We start from the raw sequence: 19452 nt of genomic DNA on the forward strand, positions 1-19452 counted from the left end.
AGGTGTGGAGCGGCTGCGGAGGTCAGCAGTCGGTGCAGCGCGCGTCGGGCGTCGCTGCGCACGGCTCGCCGCCGCAGCAGTGCGCGACCAGGTAGTCCAGCAGCGCGTTCATGCGTGCCAGCTCGGGCCTGTAGATGAGGTGGCGTCCGTCGCGCTGCTGCGATACGAGCCCCGCGTGCATCAGCTCCTTCAGGTGGAAGGACAGCGTCGAGGCGCTCACGTCCAGCGTGGCGGCCAGCACACCCGGCGTCAGGCCCTGCGGCCCGGCACCGACGAGGGCGCGGAAGACGCGCAGGCGCATGCCCTGGGCCAATGCGGACAGCGCGGAGACGGCGGCCTTCTCTTCCATGGTGCGTCGTGGTCAGTGGGCCGGCGACGCCGATGGCAGGCTGCGCTGCACGGGCAGGCCCAGGGTCACGATCCAGCAGACGGCCAGCATCACACCCGACCCGGCCAGGGCGCCGACCAGACCGAACTGCTGGTACAGCAGGCCCGACATCAGGGTGCCGAAGAAGCGGCCCAGCGCGTTGGCGGCGTAGTAGAAGCCCACGTCCTCGGCCGCCTTCTCGCTGCCGGCATAGGCCAGGATCAGGTAGCTGTGCACCGACGAGTTCACGGCGAAGGCCACGCCGAACACCGCCAGGCCGCCCACGACCACCCACTCCAGGTGCGGCACCTGGGCCAGCACCAGCCCGGCCAGCACCATCGGCACCAGGGCCAGCGCCGCCGACCAGGCGCGCGCGGCCGGCACCTCGTTGCTCAGGCCGTCGTCGCTGCGGCGCACGATGTTCGGAGCCAGGCCCTGCACCACGCCGTAGCCGATGGTCCACAGCGCCAGGAAGCCGCCCACCATCGTGAAGCTCCAGCCCGCCGAATACAGGAACACCGGCACGCCGACGACGAACCACACGTCGCGCGCACCGAACAGCATCACGCGTGCCGCGGCCAGCAGGTTGATGCCGCGGTTCTTGGCGAACAGTTCCTTCGCCGACTTCGAGGCCTTGCTCCTGCCCATCAGCGGCGGCACGAAGGCCAGCACGCCGGCCAGCACCACCGCCAGCAGCCCCGCCATGGCCCACAGCGCGTGCTGGAAGCCCAGCAGCTGCAGCAGCAGGCCGCCCAGGAAGAAGCCGACGCCCTTCATCGCGTTCTTGCTGCCGGTGAAGAAGGCCACCCACTTGAAGAGCTGCCCCGACGCGCTGCCCGCCGTCAGCTTGATGGCCGACTTGCTGGCCGTCTTCGTGAGGTCCTTGGCGACGCCGCACACCCCTTGCGCAAGCACGACCCAGGCCACCGACATCACGACCGTCCAGTCCGGCGACAGCGCCGACAGCAGCGCGAAACCGGTGATCTGCGTCGCCAGGCCCACCACCAGCATGCGCTGGATGCCGTAGCGCGTGGCCAGCCAGCCGCCCACCAGGTTGGCCACCACCCCCATCGCCTCGTACAGCAGGAACAGGAAGGCCAGCGTGAACGGCGAGTAGCCCAGCCGGTAGAAGTGCAGCAGCACCAACATGCGCAGCGCGCCGTCGCTGAGCGTGAAGCCCCAGTAGGCCGCGGTGACGATGGCGTAGTTGCGGGTGCCCGTGTTCATGGCGTCGCTGCTGCGCTCAGAGGCCCTGCTCCTGCAGGTGGCACGCCAGGTCGACCATGCGGCAGGCGTAGCCCATCTCGTTGTCGTACCAGGCGTAGACCTTCAGCAGGGTGCCGTCGGTCACCAGGGTGGAGAGCGCATCGACGATGCCGCTGCGCGTGTCGCGGGCGTAATCGGCGCTGACCAGCGGGCGTTCTTCGTACCCCAGGATGCCTGCCAGCGGTCCCTGCGCGGCGGCGGCGAAGAGGCGGTTGACTTCGTCGGCCGTGGTCTCGCGCTTCAGTTCGAACACGCAGTCGGTGAGCGAGGCGTTCAGCACCGGGGCGCGCACCGCATGGCCGTTGAGCTTGCCCTTCAGTTCGGGGTAGATCAGCGCGATGGCGGAGGCGCTGCCGGTCGTCGTCGGTGCCAGGCTCAGCATCGCGCTGCGTGCGCGGCGCAGGTCCTTGTGCGGTGCGTCCACCACGAGATTGGTGTTGGTCGGGTCGTGGATGGTCGTGATCTGTCCGTGGCGGATGCCGATGGCCTCGTGCACCACCTTCACCACCGGCGCCAGGCAGTTGGTGGTGCAGCTTGCCGCGGTGACGATGCGGTGCCGGGCCGGTTCGTACAGGTGGTGGTTGATGCCGACCACGATGTTGAGCACCGAATCCGGGTCGTGAGCCACCTTCACCGGCGCGGCCACGATCACGCGCTTGGCGCCGCGGTCGAGGTGGCCTTGCAGCGTCTCGGGCGTCAGGAACTTGCCGGTGCATTCCAGCACCACGTCCACGCCCAGGTCGCCCCAGGGAATATCGGCCGCCGCAGCGTGCGCGGAGAACGACAGCCGACGCCCGCCGATGCGCACCGCCCCCTCGCCCTCGGCCGCGATGTCGGTGCGCCAGCGCCCCTGCACGCTGTCGAACTGCAGCAGGTGCGCGGTGGCCGCGGCGCCGCCCTTCAGCTCGTTGAGGTGGACCACCTCGAGCCGGTTGCCGGCGCGCGGATCGTCCGCCGGGCGCTCGGCCGCGCCCATCGCTGCCCGCAGTGCCAGGCGCCCGATGCGCCCCATCCCATTGATGCCAACCTTCATGCGTGCAGCCCCATGTCTTGCCCAGCAGGGAAGCTGAAACGCTTCCAACAGGATGGAAATATAAGACGGGTTTGTGACGGCACCGTGACGGTGCCGCGCCGGTCGGCCCGGGCTGCGCGGGCGCGATGCAGGCGCGCGGCAGCCGGCAGCGCCTGCGCCTGGTCGTTCAGGCCTTCACTTCGACCACCTGCTCGAAGCCGCCGAAGATCATGCGCTTGCCGTCGAAGGGCATCGGCGGGTTGCCGGGCGTGGAAGGATCCATGCGCGGGTCTTCCATCATCTTCTTCATGCCGGCGTCGCGCGTGGCCTTGTCCGGCCATTCGACCCACGAAAAGGCCACCGTCTCGTCGGCCGTGGCCTGGACCGCGCGCCGGAAGTCCGTGACCTTCCCGTCGGGGACGTCGTCGCCCCACCCCTCGATCACGCGCAGCGCGCCCAGTTCGAGGAACAACCCGTCGAAGTGGCGAGCGTGCTCGATGAACTTCTGCCTGTTGGCGGTGGGGACCGCGATCACGAAACCGTCGATGTAGGGCATGTCTTCGCTCCTGGTGGGGGGATCGGTCGGCGCTCGCGGATGCCGCGCCTCGTGCCCCCTCGACGAACGGCGGGCCGCCACTTCGACACGCACCGAGCCGGCAGGCGGCCAGCCATGGCGGCGCGTTCCGCGCCTGGTCGCCACGCCGCCGACATGCGGCACACTGCCATCCGGCGCCGCATGCGCCCGGAGTGCCTGCTGCCCCACGATGATCGACACCGACCCATCGCCACCGCCCCTGGCCACCGGCACCCCCGACCGGGCCGGGCGTCCTCCCGCCGCAGCAGCCCCGTGAAGCCCGCCCCGCTGCTGGAGCGCGCGCAGGCGCTGGCCGCCCTGCAGGCGCTGCTGGACGCGGCGTCGCAGCGCGGCGCCGTGGCGCTGGTGGCCGGCGAGGCCGGTGCCGGCAAGAGCAGCTTGCTGCGCGCCGCTGCCGCGGCGCACGCGGGCGGCGGCGGCACCGTGTGGTGGGGCGCCTGCGACGCGCTGCAGACGCCGCTGCCGCTGGCGCCGCTGCTGGACGTGGCGCGCGAGCACCGCCCCCGGTTCGCCGCGCTGCTCGACGGACCGCGCCCGAGTCTCTTCGAGGCCGTGCTCGACGCGCTGCGCCTCGCACCCGTCCCCGTGCTGCTGGTGATGGAAGACGTGCACTGGGCCGACGACGCGACGCTCGACCTGCTGAAGTACCTCGGCCGGCGCATCGAGCGCACGCACGCGGTGCTGGTCGCGAGCTACCGCGACGACGAGGTCACGATGAACCACCCGCTGCGCCGGGTGCTGGGCGAGCTGCCGATGGCGGCGCGCACGCTGATCGAGGTGCCGCGGCTCAGCGCCGACGGCGTGCGCGCGCTGGCACGCACGCTGGGTGCCGACCCGGCCGGCGTGTACGCGGCCACCGGCGGCAACGCCTTCTTCGCCACCGAACTGCTGCGGGCCGCTGGCACCCCAGGCTCGGGCGTACCACGCACCGTGCAGGACGTGGTGCTGGCCCGGTCTGCCGCGCTGCCTGCGCCGGTGCAGGACCTGCTGCGCGCCGTCGCCATGGTGCCGGGCCGCGCCGAGCGCTGGCTCGTGGACGCGCTGGTGGCCCCCAGCCCCGAGACCCTCGACGCCGCACTGGCCAGCGGCCTGTTGGTGATGGACGGGCCCTGGCTCGCCTACCGGCACGAACTGGCCCGCGTGGCCGTGGAATCGGCGCTGTCGCCGGCGCTGCATGAAGCCTGGCATGCGCGCGTGCTGCAGGCGCTGCTGGCCGCCACGCCCGCGCCAGCTGCGGCGCGGCTGGTGCACCACGCGGTGCGGGCGCACGACGTGGCCGAGATCAGCCGCCACGCCCCCGCCGCTGCTGCCGACGCCCGCGCGCGCGGTGCCCTGCGGGAGTACGGCACCCACTGGCACGTGGCGGTGCGGCAGGGCCGGCCGCGGGACGACGACGAACGCTGCGCGTGGCTGCACGCCCACGCGGTGGGATGCTCGGTCAACGCGTGGTTCCCCGAGGCGCTGGAGTCCCTGCAGGCACTGGAGAGCCTGCAGCGCGCACGCGGCAATCTTGCCCTGGCCGCGCTGGCCCGGGCCCGGCAGAGCGGGCCGCTGGTCGGGCTGCTGCGCCACCAGCAGGCCCGCGAGGCCTGCCGCGACGCGCTGGCCGCTGTCGAGGCCCTGCCGGAAGGGCCCGAGGTCGCACAGGTGCTGGGGTTCGTGAGCTGGCAGTACATGCTGGACCGCGACTACGCCGACAGCGTGCTGTGGGGCCGCCGCGCGATCGCACTGGCCGAGCGGCTGGGCGACCGGGATGCGCTGGAACGCGCCACCACCGCCACGGGCGCCGCCCTGTTGTTCATCGAGCCCGACGCCGGCCGCCGCATGCTGCTGGACCTGGCCGAGCGCCGGCGCGCCCGCGGCGACCGGCTGGCCACGGCCTCCAGCCTGAGCATGCTGGGATCCGGCCTGGGCGAGACGATGCGCCTGGTCGAGGCCGAGGGCCACCTGCGCGCGTGTTGCGAGCTGATGGAATCCATCGACGCCCCCGGCCAGTACGCGCGCGCCTGGCGTGCGCTGGTGCTGCTGGCGCTGGGGCGCTGGGACGAGGCCGGCGCCGAGGCGCTGCACGTGCTGCCGCGGGCCGGCGCCGACGAGATGTCCGCGCTGATGGCCCAGCTGGCACTGGCGCGGCTGCGCCTGCGCCGCGGCGACCCGGGCGCGGGCGATGCCCTCGCCGCCGCGCGCCCGCTGGCCGATGCCAGCGGCACGCTGCAGCGTCTGGCGCCCTGCGCGGCGGTGCGTGCCGAAGCGGCGTTCGCGCGCGGCGACCTGGCCGAGGTTGCCGCCGCCGTGCACAGCGCATTGCCGCTGGCGCAGGCCAAGGGCCACCCTTGGTTCGTCGGCGAGCTGTCGTACTGGCTGTGGCGCGCCGGGGCCGCTCCGCCCGCCGCCGCGGGCTGCGCCGCGCCATGGGCGCTGCAGATGGCGGGCCACTGGCGCGAGGCCGCCGACGCCTGGGATGCACTGTGCTGCCCGTTCGAGCAGGCACGGGCGCTGGCCGAAGGCGATGCCGTGGCGCAGCAGCAGGCGCTCGTCATCGCCGAGCGCCTGGGCGCCGCGCCGCTGGCCGACCGGCTGCGTCGCACGCTGCAGCGCGCAGGCGTGCGCGGCGTCTCGCGCGGGCCGCGCGCCAGCACGCAGGCGCACCCCGTCGGGCTCACGGCCGCGGAGCAACGGGTGCTGGCGCTCATGGGCCAGGGGCTGCGCAATGCAGAGATCGCCGACCGCCTGCACCGCTCGGTGCGCACGGTCGACCACCAGGTGGCCTCGGTGCTGGCCAAACTGGACGCCGACAGCCGCAGCGCGGCGGTCGAGCGCGCGCGCCGCGAAGGCTGGCTGGCGGCAATTTAGGCAGCGCCCCGGAGCAGTTTGGGCAGCGCTGCCGAAGCCCGCGGGCGGGCGCATCGCCATCCTTCGTTTCACGTCAGCCGCCCCGGCTGCACGACCACCGAAGGAGAACCGCAATGCCCCGCTACCTCGTCGAACGCAGCTTCCCGCAAGGGCTGGCCATTCCCATCAACGCCGACGGCCGCAAGGCCATGGACGGTGTGATCGGCACCAATGCCGACCACGGCGTGACCTGGGTGCACAGCTACGTCAACCCAGAACGCACGCAGACCTTCTGCATCTACGACGCCGTCTCCCCCGAGGCGATCCGCAAGGTGGCCGAGCGCAACGGCCTGCCCGTGGACCGCATCACGCAGGTCAGCGTGCTCGACCCCTACGCCTACGGCGCCTGAGCAGCCAGCACCACCTGGTCGACGAGTCCAACCGCTGCGGCCTGCCGGCGTTCTACGCGCTGCGCGCCTGGCTGTGGCGGCCCCTCCCGGCGGCCGCTTCGCCGACTGGAACCCGAGCGCGCGCCGCCAGTGCGGCGTGCCTGCCGGGTACTGGCGGCGCGGTACAGTCGCTGCAGCCCGCGCCCGGGTGGCACCCCACCGCCATCTGCCGGGCCCGGACACCCGGCCCCACGGACACGCTGCCTCGTGCGCAACACCCTCGCAGCCATCATCGCCTTCGCATCGGCCGCGCTGGCCCACGCCCAGCCCGTGCCCGCGGCTGCTGCTTCGCAGGGGGTGTCCAGCGCGCGGGAGATCGCGGATTCGGCGCTGGGCCGGTGCGTGCGCAGCGCGCCGCGCTATCCGGTCGAGGCGCTCCGGCTGGAACTGAGCGGACGCACCGTGGTCGGCTTCAGGGTCACGACCGAGGGCGGGATCGAGGGGCCGATGTTGCGACACTCCAGCGGCCACGACGTGCTGGACCGGGCGGCGCTCGCGCATCTGGATCGCTGCATCGCGCGTTTTCGGGCAACCGAGCAGCCTCGGCTGCCGCCCGGCAGCTTTGCGCTGCCGCTGCTCTGGCGGATCGATTGAGGCCCGACCCGATGGGCGCACGGACCACACCGTTGCCGGCATGCACGCTCCATGCGGTGGCGGCGCTGGTCTGCCTGGCGGCTTCGCTGCTGGCCTGGCTCCTGTTCTTCGTGCAGTACTGGCCCTACCGGGCGCTCTTCGACGAACAGGGTCTGTACTTCGACGCCGCTGCCGGCGTGGTGGTGCGCAGCCAGAGCGCGATGCTCGTGGTGCCCGCGCTGGGCTTGTTGCTCCTGGCGCTCATGCTGGCCTTGCTCGGGCGCCGCAAGCACCGGCGGCAAGCGCGTCCGTGACCGCGCGCAACCTGCCCGTCACCTGGCCGCCGGCGACGAAGCCTCGGGCTGGCCCGGCGGGCGCACCAGCGTCGACAACGCACCCAGGCCGACCGGCGGCACGGCCAGCCACGGCAGCGCGTAGAGCCGCCGGGCCAGGCCGGCGGACAGGCGCTCGACCTGCCGGCGCTCGCCGGCCAGCCGGGCCTGCAGCACGGGGTCGTGCGTGCCTGCCGCCAGCACGCTCTTGTTGAGCACCCAGGCAAACGGCTCGATCCGGGCGCGCCGCAGGTCGTCCTGCAGGGCCTGCGCCTGCGACACCGGCGTCACCTCGGGCAGCGTCACGATAATGATCTTCGTGTAGGCCGGGTCCTGCAGGCGCATCAGCGGCGTGATGATGCGGCCCGCGCCGTGGCCCTCGAAGGCGCGGGTCATCTGCCGGTGGTAGGCACCCGTCGCGTCCATCAGCAGCATCGAGTGCCCGGTGGGTGCCGTGTCGAGCACGACGAAGGCACTGCGGGCTTCGCCGACGATGCGCGAGAAGGCATGGAATACCGCCACCTCCTCGGTGCAGGGTGACTGCAGGTCCTCCAGCAGCAGCGCCCGCTGCTGCGCATCGAGCTGGGGCGACTTCGCCGCCATGATCTTGTCGATGTAGCGCTGCGTCTCGACCTTCGGGTCGATGCGGCTCAGCGTCAGGCCGGGCAGGTCGCCCTCCAGCGTGCCGGCCAGATGGGCCGCGGGGTCGGTGGTGCTCAGATGGACGGTCCGTCCCCGCTGCACGAGCCCGATCGCCAGCGCGGCGGCGATGGTGGTCTTGCCGACGCCCCCCTTGCCCATCACCATGATCAGGCCATGTCCGGCCGCCGCCAGCGCGTCGGCCAGCGCGGCCAGCCCCGGGAGCGGCTCGTCTCGCGGCATCGGCTCCGCCGCCTGCAGGCCCGTCGGCGCATCCCCGGGGGCCAGCAACGCACGCAGGGCCGGCAGCCCGACGGTGTCGAAGGCGCGCAGCGGCACCTGGTCGTGCGGCAGTGCGCGCAGCGCTGCCGGCATGGCCTCGATCGCCTGCCGACCCAGGTCTTCGAGCGCCCGGGCGACCGCGTCGCTGCGGTCGCTGGCGTGGAACACCCCATTGATTGCCAGGCGCTGGTTGTCCAGGCCCATCGCGCGCAACTCGACCGACGTGCGCGCCGCTTCGGCGATGGCGCCGCGGTCCGGCCGGGTCACCAGCACCACGGTGGTCTGCGCCGGATCGCTCAAGGTGTCGAGTGCGGCCTGGAACCGGACCTCCTGCATCTTCAGGCCCGAATGCGGACCCAGGCAGGAGGCGCCCCGGTCGTTGCCGTCCAGAAAGCCGGTCCAGGCCTTGGGCAGGCTGAGCAGCCGCAGCGTGTGCCCGGTCGGCGCCGTGTCGAACACGACGTGGTCCCAGGCGGGCAAGCGCTCGGCCAGCAAGGACGAGAACTCGTCGAATGCTGCGATCTCGGTCGTGCAGGCGCCGGAGAGCTGCTCGCGCACCGTTGCCCGTTCTTCCTCGGTCGCGCCGGCATCCATCTGCGCGAGCACGCGCTGGCGGTACGACTCGGCCGCGTTGTCGGGGTCGATGTTCAGCACCGACAGGCCGGGTGCCCCTGGCACGGGAACGGGGGTGTTGCGCAGTGCGATGCCGAGCATCTCGTCGAGGTTCGACGCGGCATCGGTGCTCACGAGCAGCACTTGCCTGCCGGCGTCGGCCAGGGCCAGCGCCGCAGCGGTCGACAGCGAGGTCTTGCCCACGCCACCCTTGCCGGTGAAGAACAGATGCCGCGTGGCACGATCGACGAATCCGATGCGGCCCGGGCCGGGCCGGGTCGGCACGGACGCGCGCGAAGATGCGTCACCTCCGCGGGTCACGCCGTCCTCGGTCACGACGACGGCCGGCGTGCGGGGATCCTGGGGCTGCATGCGTCTACCCTCCTGAGCAGCGGTGCGCTGCCCGCTGTCGGCCGATCTTCCCCCTGGGCGTGTTCCGCAGGGGCTTCAGCAGCAGGCGCCGGAGGACTTCACCGCGATGCCGATGGGCTTGCCGCGCGGCGCCGGCGTGCCGGCGTCGGAGCGCGTGCCGGCGGCGGAAGGCGCCGTCGTGCAGCAGGCCGAGGCGGCCTCCGACGCCGGAGCCTCGTGGAAGACGGGGATGTTGCCCAGCGTGTGGAAGTGCTCCCAGGCGATGCCTTGCGGGTCGGTCACCCAGTGCTTCTCGCTGCGCGCGTAGCAGCAGGTGGTGCTGCCTTCGTCGAGCACCGCCATGTCGGCGGCCTCGGCACGCGCCTTCAGTTCCGAGAGTTCCTCGGCATCGTCGGTCTGGAAGCCGAGGTGGTCGATGCCGGTCTGGCCGCCTCGCGTCGAGATGGCGAAGTTGATGCGCGGATCCTCCAGCATCCACTTGGCATAGTCGCGCTCGGTGCGGGTCGGCTGGGCGGCGAAGAGCCTGGAATAGAAGCCGATGCTCTTGTCGAGGTCATCGACATGCAGGTGGACGTGGAATCGTTTCATCGCGTGCTCCGTGTCAGCAGGTGGCGCGGCGCTGGAGGCCGCTGGACGCACAGGACTTGCCCATGCAGCAGTGATCGGTGAGGTAGGACAGCAGCTCGTTCATCCGGCCGAGCGCCGGGCGGTAGTACAGGTTGCGGCCGTCCCGCTCGACGCCCACCAGACCGGCGTGCACCAGTTCCTTCAGGTGGAACGACAGTGTCGAGCCCGGGATGTCGAGCATCGCGGACAGCGCGCTGGGGGTCATGCCCTCGTGCGCGGCGCCGACCAGGGCGCGGAAGACGCGCAACCGCGCTTCCTGTGCCAGCGCAGACAAGGCAGTGACGGCGGCCTCTTCATTCATGCTTCCAAGTTTATAGAACTATGGGAAGCTGTCAAGTTCCGTGTGCGGCGCGAGCGACGGTACCTCGGACCGCGGCTCGAGAAGCCCTGCATCGGATGGACCTGAACACGAAATGTCCGTTCGGCCGCAGACTCCGTCGGCCGGCGGCGCGGGACGACGGCATCGGGCATGTCCGCCGGAGTCCGTCCCGCGAGCGTGGCGCAAGGCGCTACGACCGGACCCCGGCTTGTCGGCAACGTCAGCGCAGTTTCAAGGCAGAAGAAAATGGAAAAGCTACTTTCGGGGGTCGGGTCCGTGCTCTACGGCATGCGGTTCACCATGCTGTTCTTCTACGTGGGTCTGGTCGCCATCATCTTCGGCATCCTGGGCAAGTTCCTGCTGGAGACCTACAAGCTGATGAGCACGCTGCTGTTCGGCGATCTCGAGAAGATCGACCTGATCATCAAGGTGCTCGAACTGGTGGACATGACGATGGTGGCCCAGCTCGTCTGGGTGGTGGCCCTCGCAGGCGTCTCGCTCTTCGTGACCACCGGACACTTTGACAAGAAGGACATGAAGAAGCCCGACTGGCTGGACCACGTCAACACCTACAACCTGAAGCTGAAGCTCGCGTTCGCCATCATCTCCATATCGGGCGTGCATGCGCTGAAGACCTACCTGAGCGGCGACCTCACCCTGGACAACATCCAGATCGTGGCGATGGTGGCCGTGATCCACTTCACCTTCGTGCTCTCGGCCATCGGGATCTCCTTTGCCGAGCGCTTGACGCGCGAGAAGGACTGAAGGCCAACGGGGACCGGCCTGCGCGTGCTGTCCGACGTGCGTTCAACGGCGCGCCGCAGCCATCACCTGCAGGACCAAGGGGTGGTGCTGGCCGCGGCGCGAGCGGATCGCGTGGATCTCCTCCTGCACGCCGTCGCACGGGCCGAGCCGCCGCACGCCGCGCATCAGCGCCACGTCGGCAGCGCCGAAGCGGCTGACCGGGAAGACGCCCAGGCCCCGGGCCGCGAAGACCGCCATCAGGGCGCTGTCCTCGAACTCCCCGACGATGTTCGGCCGCAGGCCCTGGGCGTCGAACCAACGTTCCAGGCGCGGCCGCAAGGCGGTGTGGCCCGTGGGCAGCAGGATGGGCAGTCTGTCCAGCGACTGCGGGAATCCCGCCACGGCCGACTTCTGCACCAGGGCCGCGGGCCCATACCAGTCCACCGGCGATTCGACCAGCCGTTCGCTCGCCAGGCGCAGATTCGGGTTGTGGGGTGCCGGTTGCCCCGCCAGCACGAGGTCCAGGTGGTGCATCGCCAGCTCGCCGAGGAGTTGCTCGAACTCGCCTTCGTGGCAGAGCAGCCGCAGCGCCGGCGTCCCCAGCACGGGCGCCAGCAGCGCGTGCGCCGCGAGTTTCGATGTTCCGTCGGACAAGCCGACGGCCAGCCGCGCGATCTTGCCGCTGGTGGCTTCGCGCACCTCTTCGGGGATGAGCTGCCCGAGCTGGAAGATCTCCTCGGCTCGGGCAAAGGCCGCCTGACCCGCCTCGGTCATCGCGACTCCACGGCCGGCCGGCTTGAGCAGTTGGTGACCGAGCGCCTTCTCGAGCTGCCGCACCTGGGCGCTGATGGTCTGGATCGCCATGTCCAGGCGCGCGGCCGCGCGGGCGAAGCCGCCTTCCTTGGTGACGACCCAGAAGTAGTACAGGTGGCGATAGTTGAGCATGGCGCACCCACATCGAGAAAAACGAAGTCTATGTCTCCCGTTGTCTGATCTGTTCGAAGTACGATTCGCGCGACACTGCCGCCCGGAGTCGTCCATCGAGAGGGAGATCGACATGTTGCATGCACTCGGCCGGCCGGTCGTGTCCGGCCTTCGGGCGTCCAGGCCGCCACTCGGCACCCGGTGCGCGGTCCGGCCATGAACATCCTGCTGTTCTTCGGTGGACTGACCCTGCTGGTCATCGGCGCCAACGTGCTGGTGCGCGGCGCGTCGCGGCTGGCCCTGTCGTTCGGCATCAGCCCGCTCGTCGTCGGACTCACCATCGTCGCCTTCGGCACCAGCGCGCCCGAGGTCGCCGTGAGCGTCGGTGCGGTGCTTGGCGGCAAGACCGACATCGCCATCGGCAACGTGGTCGGCAGCAACATCTTCAACGTGCTGTTCATCCTGGGCCTCAGCGCGCTGATCGCGCCGCTGGTGGTCAACATCCAGCTGATCCGCCAGGAAGTGCCGATCATGATCGGCGCGAGCCTGCTGCTGCTGGTGCTGGGGCTGGACGGCCGGCTGTCGTTCTACGACGGGGGTCTGCTGTTTGCGCTGCTGGTGGCCTACACGGTGTTTCTCGTCGTGCAGTCGCGGCGCGAGACGCAGGCCGCCCAGGCGGAGTACGCGCAGGAGATCCACGTCGCCGACGCCGGTGCCTGGGACGACCGGCTGCCCGTGCAGCTGCTGCTGATCGGCGTGGGGCTGGCTGCGCTGGTGTTCGGTTCCGACTACATGGTGCAGGCCTCGGTGAACTTCGCCAAGGCCATGGGCGTGAGCGACCTGGTGATCGGCCTGACCATCGTGGCCGCGGGCACCAGCATGCCCGAGGTGGCCACCAGCGTCACCGCGGCGATCAAGGGCGAGCGCGACATCGCCGTGGGCAATGTCGTCGGCAGCAGCACCTTCAACATCCTGGGCTGCCTGGGCCTGTCGGGCCTGGTGTCGGGTGACCTCGGCCTGGCCGTGGCGCCGTCGCTGCTGGCCTTCGACATCTGGGTCATGCTGGCCGTCGCGCTCGCTTGCCTGCCGGTCTTCATCACGGGCCGCGAGATCGCGCGCTGGGAAGGCGGTGTCTTCCTGGGCTACTACGTCGCCTACGTCGCCTACCTGATCCTGGCCGCGCAGCAGCACGATGCGCTGCAGGCGTTCTCGGGCGTCATGCTCGGCTTCGTCGTGCCTCTGACCGTGGTGACGCTGGTGGTGGTGATGATCCGCCGCCCACCGCCGGCCGGCGCACCGTGAGTGCGGCCACGCGCGGCATGGGCCCGGAGCGGTGCATCGCTTGCGCCCTGACCCTGAACCGAACCGAAAGCTTCCGATGATCGACGCTGCCCTCAAGACCGCTCACGTGCTGGCCATCATCGTGTGGATCGGCGGCATGGTGTTCGCGCACTTCTTCCTTCGACCGGCCGTCGCCCAGCTCGAAGCGCCGGTGCGCCTGCGGCTGATGCACGACGTGCTCGGCCGCTTCTTCCGGGCCGTGCTCGTGGCCGCGCTGCTGACGCTGGCCAGCGGCGTGTGGATGCTGGGCCGCGTGGCCAGGCAGGTGGTGCAGTCGGGGGGCAACTTCGAGATGCCGCTGGCCTGGACCGTGATGGCGGTGCTGGGCGTGGCGATGGTGGCCATCTTCATGCACATCCGCTTCGCGCTGTACAAGCGGCTCGGCCGTGCCGTGGCGGCGTCCGACTGGGCCGCCGGCGGCGCGGCGCTGGCACAGATCCGCACCTGGGTCTCCGTCAATCTTGCGCTGGGTGTGCTGGTCCTGCTCGTGACGCTGTTGCGCGGGACGGCCTGAGTCGATTCCTGCGGGTGCCGCACCCGCAGCGGCGCCAGATGCAGCGCCGGGTCGGTTGACGGGTTCCTGCGTTGCCGCAGGGGGACGGAGCGTCCGCGCCTGACTCGGCGGTGCCGCCAGGCATTCACTATTGAACGCGCCTGCGCCGATGGGGCCGCGTGCCGCGAGCATGCGCCCACCGCCGCAGACGAGCCCTCCCGGCCGCAGCGGCTGCCCCGTGTTCAACATCAACGCGCCAGGAGTCTCCGCCATGTGCCCCACCCCGTTCAAGTTCATTCCTGTCGCCTTGCTGGCTCTGGGCGCCCATGCGCCCGCGGCCCTTGCCCAGCAGGCGCCGAGCGTCGCCGAGCGCCTGCACCACAGTGCCGTGTCGTCGTTCCGCCAGGCACGCTTCCCCGAGGCCTTCGGCCGCTTCATCGCCCTGGCCGACGCCGGTCATGCACCGTCCGCCGAGATGGCGCTGTGGATGTACCGGCACGGCCCGTCCGTCTTCGGCAGCGACTGGGACACCTCGCAGGAGCAGCTGACTGCCTGGGCCCGGCTGGCCCGACAGCCGGTGCCGGCACTCGGCGAGCGCGCGCCTGCGAAGGCGTTGGCTCCGGTCGCCAGCCGCAAGCACTGACACCACCTTCTGCCGCTTGCAGCCGCAACTGGCGCGCCCGCGGGCACCGCACCCGATGACGGACATCGAGGCATGCGCGCAGCGCGAGAATCGCTGTCCGGCCGACCGCGGGTCGGCCGGACAGCCTTGTCTCCCCCATCCACGGTTGGCCCCGTCCGCCTGCCCATGACCGACGCGCGATACACGACCTTGCCGCAGTGGCCCAGCGCCTATCCCGCCAGCGGCGCCAGTGCCACGCTGAAACGCCGCAACGAGGACTTCAGCGTCACCGAGCTGCCGCTGCAGCCGCCCTCGGGTGCGGGCGAACACCTCTGGCTCGACGTCGAGAAGAACGGTGCCAACACCGCATTCGTCGCCCAGCAGCTGGCCCAGGCCGCCGGCGTGCCGGACCGGGACGTGGGCTACGCCGGCCTGAAGGACCGCCACGCTCTCACGCGCCAGTGGTTCAGCATCTATCTGCCGAGAGGCCAGACCCCTGACCTGACCCAGCTGCAGCACCCCGAATTCAACGTGCTGGGCCAGACCCGCCACGTGAAGAAGCTGCGTCCCGGTGATCTGCAGGGCAACCGGTTCCGCATCGTGCTGCGTGACGTGACCGGCGACCGCGCCGCCATCGAGGCCAATCTCCGGGCGGTTGCTGCACAGGGCGTGCCCAACTACTTCGGCGCCCAGCGCTTCGGCTTGGAGGGCGGCAACGTCGCGCTGGGCCGGGCCATGCTGGCGCGCGAACTGCGGGTGCGCAACCCGAAGATGCAGGGCATCTACCTGTCGGCGGTGCGCTCCTTCGTCTTCAACGAAGTGCTGGCGCTGCGCATTGGGCAGGGACTCTGGGGCCAGACCCTGCCCGGTGACGTGATGGACGAGGCGGGCCGGCCCACCGGACCGCTGTGGGGACGGGGCCGCGTGACGACCACCGACCGGGCCCAGGCCCTGGAAAACGCGGTGGCCGGACGGCACGCCGCCCTGTGCGACGGCATGGAACACGCCGGCCTGGACCAGGAGCGCCGCGCGCTGGTGGCCTGCCCGGACGACATGGCATGGACATGGCCGCATGCGGATCGACTGGTGCTCACGTTCTCGCTGCGCGCCGGGGCGTACGCCACGTCCGTCCTGAACGAGATTCTCCGCACCACGGAACCCGACCGGCACGCAGAGAACGCATCCGTTGCAGTCGAGTGACCGGGCCTTGCGGGAAACGCACCTGCGAGCCCCGCTGCGCACGGGCAAGGATCCGTCCCTGGCGGACCGCCGCAGTGCTTGTCGCGGCCTTCAACTGGCGGGCGGCCCCGGGAAGATCGCCAACGCGAGGTCGACGAAGGCACGCACCTTGGGCGTCAGGTCGCGGTTGCTCGGGTAGACAGCGAACACCTCCACCGCCGGCGCGTGCCTCGGCGCGAGGACGGACAGCAGGCGTCCGTCGGCGACCAGATCGACGACCACCGCCTGCGGCAGATGCCCGATGCCGAGTCCGGCCAGCAGCGCGCTGCGCACCCCGGCGCCGGCGTTGACGCGCAGCTGCGCCGGACCGGCAACGCACACGGGCTCCCGCCGCTGCGGGTGGTGCAGCGTCCAGGTGCCCGCACGCGCACCGTCGCCTGTGAAGACGACCAGCCGATGCGCATGCAGTGCTGCCGGGACGACCGGAAGTCCGAACCGGCTTGCGTGGGCGGGGCTCGCGCAGAGCCCGCAGTCGAAGCGCCCGAGCCGCCGCGCTGCCAGGCGCGAGTCGGGCAACGGGCCGGCGCGGGTCGCGAGAACTGCCTGCAGGGTTACGCCTGGGCACCTGGCGACGGAGCGCCACGCGCGGTGCTCGTCGTCGTGCATGGCCTGGGCGACCACGCACGGCGCGACGACGCGCTCACGCAGGCGCTCAACGCTGGTGGTGACGCACGTCGCGGCGGCGACCGCGCAGCCGCTCGCCGACGTCGTCGTCAACAGCGCCGCGCTGCAGCGCCCGGCAGGGGTCGGCGACGGGCAACTGGCGGTCGTGCGCGAGCCGGCGGCCCGGGCGGCGCTCGCTGCGAACCCCCTGATCGCGCGCGAGAAGCTGCCGGCGCGCACCATCGCCGCCCTGCTGACAGGCGTGGACGCGGTGCAGCCCAGGCCCTACTTGCGCAGCAACTGCGGGAACTTCCGGTCGGCGCTGCTGACGTGGCGATCGATGTCTTGCGACCACCTGGCCTGCACGGCAGCGTCGTAGTTCAAGTAGAGCTTGCCATCACGCACGGTGAACTGCTCCGGATCGACCTTCACGAGGTAGCCTTGGGCCACGCCATAGGCGCAGTAGCCGCCGTACTGCGGTGCGTACCTTTCCGGGTTGGCCTTGAACAACGCGAGATTGGTGGCACTGGAGAAGCGCCACGTCGCGCCGTTCCACGCGAGGCTCAGGTCCTCCAGGCCCGGCACGGCCTTGCCGGCACTGAAGTAGGCGACGGTGTCGTAGCCGTTGATGGCCACGTGCAAGCGACCACCGTTCAAGGTATTGATCTGCGGCTGGGCTGCCTGGCTGGCAAAGCAGCCCCACCAGCCCGCCAGGCCGAGCCCGGCGATGAGTGTGCGTCGACGTGTGGGTGGGTTCCAGGTGAATGTCATGCCTTGCTCCGGCGGGGTGGATCGTCATCGAGACCAGCGCCTCGGGCGCCGGCTGCACATGAGTCGATGCAACCCGGCCGCGATTACAGGTCCGCAGGACGTTCGCCGGGCAGCGACTGCGGGCGGCGTTGCGCGCGATACCTTTCCGCGCATCGCCCGGGAGGCCCCGGCCTTGCCTGCGGCGTCGAAGCCCGTGCCGACCTCGTCGGGGAGGGTGCCGGGGAACGCCCCACCGTCGCGGGGCGCGCCCGTGCGCAGTCGGTCGCGCGAGGCGCCCCCACGAGAGCGTGCCTCATGCCGCGTGCTGGAAGCGGTACTCCTGTGTCCGGCCACCGTAGCCGTAAGCCGTCGCCCGCACATCCTGCACGTAGACGTAGCTCTCGGGGTGCAGTTCACCCAGCAGTTCCGCGAATGCCGAGAAGACCTCTTCGATGTACTGCGCCTTCTCGGCCTTGGTGTTGGTCTCGTCGACGACCTTGATGTCGAAGTAGAAGCTGCTCTTGCGTTGCGCAGCCAGTGACCTGCCGCCGACGATCCAGTGCGCGGGATCGACGTAGTCGATCGTGATCGCGGTGAGGTCGGCGCGCTTGCGAAGGATGCGCGACGTCTTCTCGAGCAGCATGTCGGCGATGGCGTGGCTCAGCGGCTCGGACTTCGCGGCACTGACTTTGACGTTGATGATCGGCACGGAGGGTCCCTGTGGTGGATTGACGAAGTGGCCTCAGCACGGGCATGGCCCCGGCGCCTCGACGGCCATGGGGCAGCCTTCGTGCGTCGTCCACTGCTGGCCGTCCCAGCCCTCGTGCCGGCGCCCGTCGTCGCAGACGGCACAAGGCGAAGGCAGGTGCGCGCACGGCGCGTACTGGGTGCAGCAGGTGGTGCAGATGGGGCTGTGCATGGGGCCCATTCTGGTCATACTCTGGCCCTGTGGAAGTGACAGTTCATCGCAAACTGATGGAACCAGTTCTGCCCTGCCCCCTGACACTGGCCGATGGTCGGACCGGTGGCCTGGCCAAGAACCTGCATCGGCAATTGCGTGCCGCGATCCTCGAAGGAAGGCTGCCCGACGGCTTCGTCCTGCCCTCGACGCGGCAGCTGGCGCAGGCGCTGCAGGTCGGTCGAAACACGGTGATCGCCGCCTACGACCTGCTCGTGTCCCAGGGCCATGCACGCACGCATCCTGGAGCGAGGCCGGTGGTCATCGGACCGCGCGCTGCCGGCGATCGCGGCGCGGCGCGTCGAGCGACCGCGCCCGTGCGCCGAGACAGCGATGCCAGGATCGCCGGCCAGTGGCGGCAGCCCGCATCCAGAATCGTCCACGCCGCACCCCTGCCGGCGCGGTGCTTTCGCACCGGCGTGCCGGAAGACCGCCACTTCGACCATGACACCTGGCGGCGGCTGACTGCGCGCGCCCTGCGCGAGACTGCCCGGGCGCCCTTCAACTACGGTCCACCGGCCGGCCTGCCGGCACTTCGCGAGGCGGTGGCCTCTCATGTGGCCTTTGCGCGCGCTGTCGTCTGCGCCACCGACGATGTGATCGTCACCTCGGGCGCGCAGCAGGCCTTCGACCTGCTGGCCCGGCTCCTCGTCACGCCGGGCCGCACGCGTGTCGCGGTCGAGGACCCCGGATACCCCCCGATGCGCGCGGCCTTCGCGGCCGCCGGGGCCCGCCTGGTGCCAGTTCCCGTGGACGAGGCAGGCTTGCGCGTGGATCGGCTGCCTGCCGGCGTGAAGGTCATCTGCGTCACGCCGTCGCACCAGTCGCCCACCGGCGCCGTGATGTCGGCTGCCAGGCGTTCGGCGTTGCTGGCCTGCGCGCAATCGCTCGGTGCGGTGGTGGTCGAAGACGACTACGACGGCGAGTTCCTGTTCGAGACGCATGCCCAGGATGCGTTGCAGACGCTCGACCGCGGCGAGCGCGTGTTCTACGTCGGCACCTTCTCCAAGAGTCTGTTTCCGAGCCTGCGCAAGGGGTTCGTCGTGGCGCCGGCCTGGGCGCGCGAGGCCCTGATCGACATCAGGCGCAGCACCGACTCGCACAGCGACACCCTGACACAGGCGAGCCTGGCAGCATTCATCGCAGAGGGGCACCTGGCGCGGCACATTCGCCGCATGCGCTCGATCTATTCCCAGCGCCGGCACGCGCTGGCGCGGTCGATCGAGCAGCAACTCGGTCGTTGGTTGGAGGTGACGCCGGGCGCTGCGGGCTTGCATCTCAGCGCGCGCCTGCGCGAGGCCTCGTCGATGCAGGCCGTGGCCCAGGCCGCGCAGATGCACCTGCCAGGAGCGTTGCCATTGTCGGCCTACGCGATCGCCAACCGGCGCATGCAGGGCCTGTGCGTGGGGTACGGTTGCGTCGAAGTGGATCAGATCGTCCGCGCCGTACGCGCCATGGGTCAGGCGCTCGACGACCGGCCAGCGTGATCACGCGCACCCGA

At 71.0% G+C, this 19452-nt stretch carries 21 protein-coding genes; 10 read left to right on the top strand and 11 right to left on the bottom strand.

The window, feature by feature from the left end; translation table 11 throughout:
• Window positions 1-22 precede the first annotated feature (22 nt).
• The 4 genes from ACPOLB_RS01575 to ACPOLB_RS01590 form a co-directional block, all read right to left on the bottom strand.
• Window positions 23-349 (bottom strand): ArsR/SmtB family transcription factor, encoded by a 327-nt coding sequence (locus ACPOLB_RS01575; protein ID WP_425259541.1) that lies wholly within the window; start codon window positions 347-349, stop codon window positions 23-25.
• 12 nt (window positions 350-361) lie between these two features.
• A complete protein-coding gene (gene arsJ, locus ACPOLB_RS01580) occupies window positions 362-1594 on the bottom strand; it encodes an organoarsenical effux MFS transporter ArsJ (RefSeq protein ID WP_425259542.1) in 1233 nt (410 codons plus the stop codon).
• Window positions 1595-1610: 16 nt separating this feature from the next.
• Entirely contained in the window at window positions 1611-2666 is a 1056-nt protein-coding gene (locus ACPOLB_RS01585; RefSeq protein WP_425259543.1) for an ArsJ-associated glyceraldehyde-3-phosphate dehydrogenase, read from the bottom strand.
• Window positions 2667-2832: 166 nt separating this feature from the next.
• Window positions 2833-3201, bottom strand: coding sequence for a DUF1428 domain-containing protein (locus ACPOLB_RS01590; RefSeq protein ID WP_425261999.1), 369 nt, complete (start codon window positions 3199-3201; stop codon window positions 2833-2835).
• A gap of 291 nt (window positions 3202-3492) precedes the next feature.
• Between ACPOLB_RS01590 and ACPOLB_RS01595 the strand changes: the two genes are divergently transcribed.
• From ACPOLB_RS01595 to ACPOLB_RS01610, 4 genes are all read left to right on the top strand, one after another.
• Window positions 3493-6093: an ATP-binding protein gene (locus ACPOLB_RS01595; RefSeq protein ID WP_425259544.1), complete on the top strand. Its 2601-nt coding sequence runs from the start codon at window positions 3493-3495 to the stop codon at window positions 6091-6093.
• Between the two features lie 113 nt (window positions 6094-6206).
• Complete coding sequence (locus ACPOLB_RS01600; RefSeq protein ID WP_425259545.1) at window positions 6207-6482, top strand: DUF4242 domain-containing protein; 276 nt, start codon at window positions 6207-6209, stop codon at window positions 6480-6482.
• 246 nt (window positions 6483-6728) lie between these two features.
• On the top strand, window positions 6729-7115 hold the full coding sequence (locus tag ACPOLB_RS01605; protein WP_425259546.1) for a TonB family protein: 387 nt from the start codon (window positions 6729-6731) through the stop codon (window positions 7113-7115).
• A gap of 11 nt (window positions 7116-7126) precedes the next feature.
• Entirely contained in the window at window positions 7127-7408 is a 282-nt protein-coding gene (locus ACPOLB_RS01610) for a hypothetical protein (protein ID WP_425259547.1), read from the top strand.
• Window positions 7409-7426: 18 nt separating this feature from the next.
• On the opposite strand, the gene arsA is transcribed toward ACPOLB_RS01610, so the two are convergent.
• The 3 genes from arsA to ACPOLB_RS01625 form a co-directional block, all read right to left on the bottom strand.
• Window positions 7427-9331: an arsenical pump-driving ATPase gene (gene arsA, locus ACPOLB_RS01615; protein WP_425259548.1), complete on the bottom strand. Its 1905-nt coding sequence runs from the start codon at window positions 9329-9331 to the stop codon at window positions 7427-7429.
• A gap of 75 nt (window positions 9332-9406) precedes the next feature.
• Window positions 9407-9919 (bottom strand): ArsI/CadI family heavy metal resistance metalloenzyme, encoded by a 513-nt coding sequence (locus tag ACPOLB_RS01620; RefSeq protein WP_425259549.1) that lies wholly within the window; start codon window positions 9917-9919, stop codon window positions 9407-9409.
• Window positions 9920-9932: 13 nt separating this feature from the next.
• Window positions 9933-10259: an ArsR/SmtB family transcription factor gene (locus tag ACPOLB_RS01625; RefSeq protein ID WP_425259550.1), complete on the bottom strand. Its 327-nt coding sequence runs from the start codon at window positions 10257-10259 to the stop codon at window positions 9933-9935.
• 306 nt (window positions 10260-10565) lie between these two features.
• Here ACPOLB_RS01625 and ACPOLB_RS01630 point away from each other — a divergent pair, with 306 nt between their 5' ends.
• Entirely contained in the window at window positions 10566-11042 is a 477-nt protein-coding gene (locus ACPOLB_RS01630; RefSeq protein WP_425259551.1) for a YqhA family protein, read from the top strand.
• A gap of 42 nt (window positions 11043-11084) precedes the next feature.
• Here the strand turns inward: ACPOLB_RS01630 and ACPOLB_RS01635 are convergent, their stop codons facing one another.
• Window positions 11085-11966, bottom strand: coding sequence for a LysR substrate-binding domain-containing protein (locus ACPOLB_RS01635; RefSeq protein WP_425259552.1), 882 nt, complete (start codon window positions 11964-11966; stop codon window positions 11085-11087).
• Window positions 11967-12161: 195 nt separating this feature from the next.
• On the opposite strand from ACPOLB_RS01635, the gene ACPOLB_RS01640 reads away from it, so the two are divergent.
• The 4 genes from ACPOLB_RS01640 (at window position 12162) to truD (ending at window position 15601) form a co-directional block, all read left to right on the top strand.
• The gene (locus tag ACPOLB_RS01640; protein ID WP_425259553.1) at window positions 12162-13247 is read left to right on the top strand and encodes a calcium/sodium antiporter; all 1086 of its coding nucleotides are present in this window, start codon (window positions 12162-12164) and stop codon (window positions 13245-13247) included.
• 76 nt (window positions 13248-13323) lie between these two features.
• Entirely contained in the window at window positions 13324-13800 is a 477-nt protein-coding gene (locus ACPOLB_RS01645; protein WP_425259554.1) for a CopD family protein, read from the top strand.
• A 250-nt stretch (window positions 13801-14050) separates the two neighbouring features.
• A complete protein-coding gene (locus tag ACPOLB_RS01650) occupies window positions 14051-14422 on the top strand; it encodes a hypothetical protein (protein ID WP_425259555.1) in 372 nt (123 codons plus the stop codon).
• A gap of 72 nt (window positions 14423-14494) precedes the next feature.
• A complete protein-coding gene (gene truD, locus ACPOLB_RS01655; RefSeq protein WP_425259556.1) occupies window positions 14495-15601 on the top strand; it encodes a tRNA pseudouridine(13) synthase TruD in 1107 nt (368 codons plus the stop codon).
• 90 nt (window positions 15602-15691) lie between these two features.
• On the opposite strand, the gene ACPOLB_RS01660 is transcribed toward truD, so the two are convergent.
• The 3 genes from ACPOLB_RS01660 to ACPOLB_RS01670 all read right to left on the bottom strand — a co-directional run bounded on the left by ACPOLB_RS01660 (window position 15692) and on the right by ACPOLB_RS01670 (window position 17702).
• A complete protein-coding gene (locus tag ACPOLB_RS01660) occupies window positions 15692-16486 on the bottom strand; it encodes a substrate binding domain-containing protein (protein WP_425259557.1) in 795 nt (264 codons plus the stop codon).
• 42 nt (window positions 16487-16528) lie between these two features.
• On the bottom strand, window positions 16529-17014 hold the full coding sequence (locus ACPOLB_RS01665; RefSeq protein ID WP_425259558.1) for a YHS domain-containing (seleno)protein: 486 nt from the start codon (window positions 17012-17014) through the stop codon (window positions 16529-16531).
• A gap of 292 nt (window positions 17015-17306) precedes the next feature.
• A complete protein-coding gene (locus ACPOLB_RS01670; RefSeq protein ID WP_425259559.1) occupies window positions 17307-17702 on the bottom strand; it encodes a tautomerase family protein in 396 nt (131 codons plus the stop codon).
• A gap of 266 nt (window positions 17703-17968) precedes the next feature.
• On the opposite strand from ACPOLB_RS01670, the gene ACPOLB_RS01675 reads away from it, so the two are divergent.
• Complete coding sequence (locus ACPOLB_RS01675) at window positions 17969-19438, top strand: PLP-dependent aminotransferase family protein (RefSeq protein WP_425259560.1); 1470 nt, start codon at window positions 17969-17971, stop codon at window positions 19436-19438.
• Window positions 19439-19452 lie beyond the last annotated feature (14 nt).

The organism is Rubrivivax soli (genome assembly GCF_049810355.1).
Classification (GTDB): domain Bacteria; phylum Pseudomonadota; class Gammaproteobacteria; order Burkholderiales; family Burkholderiaceae_C; genus Rubrivivax.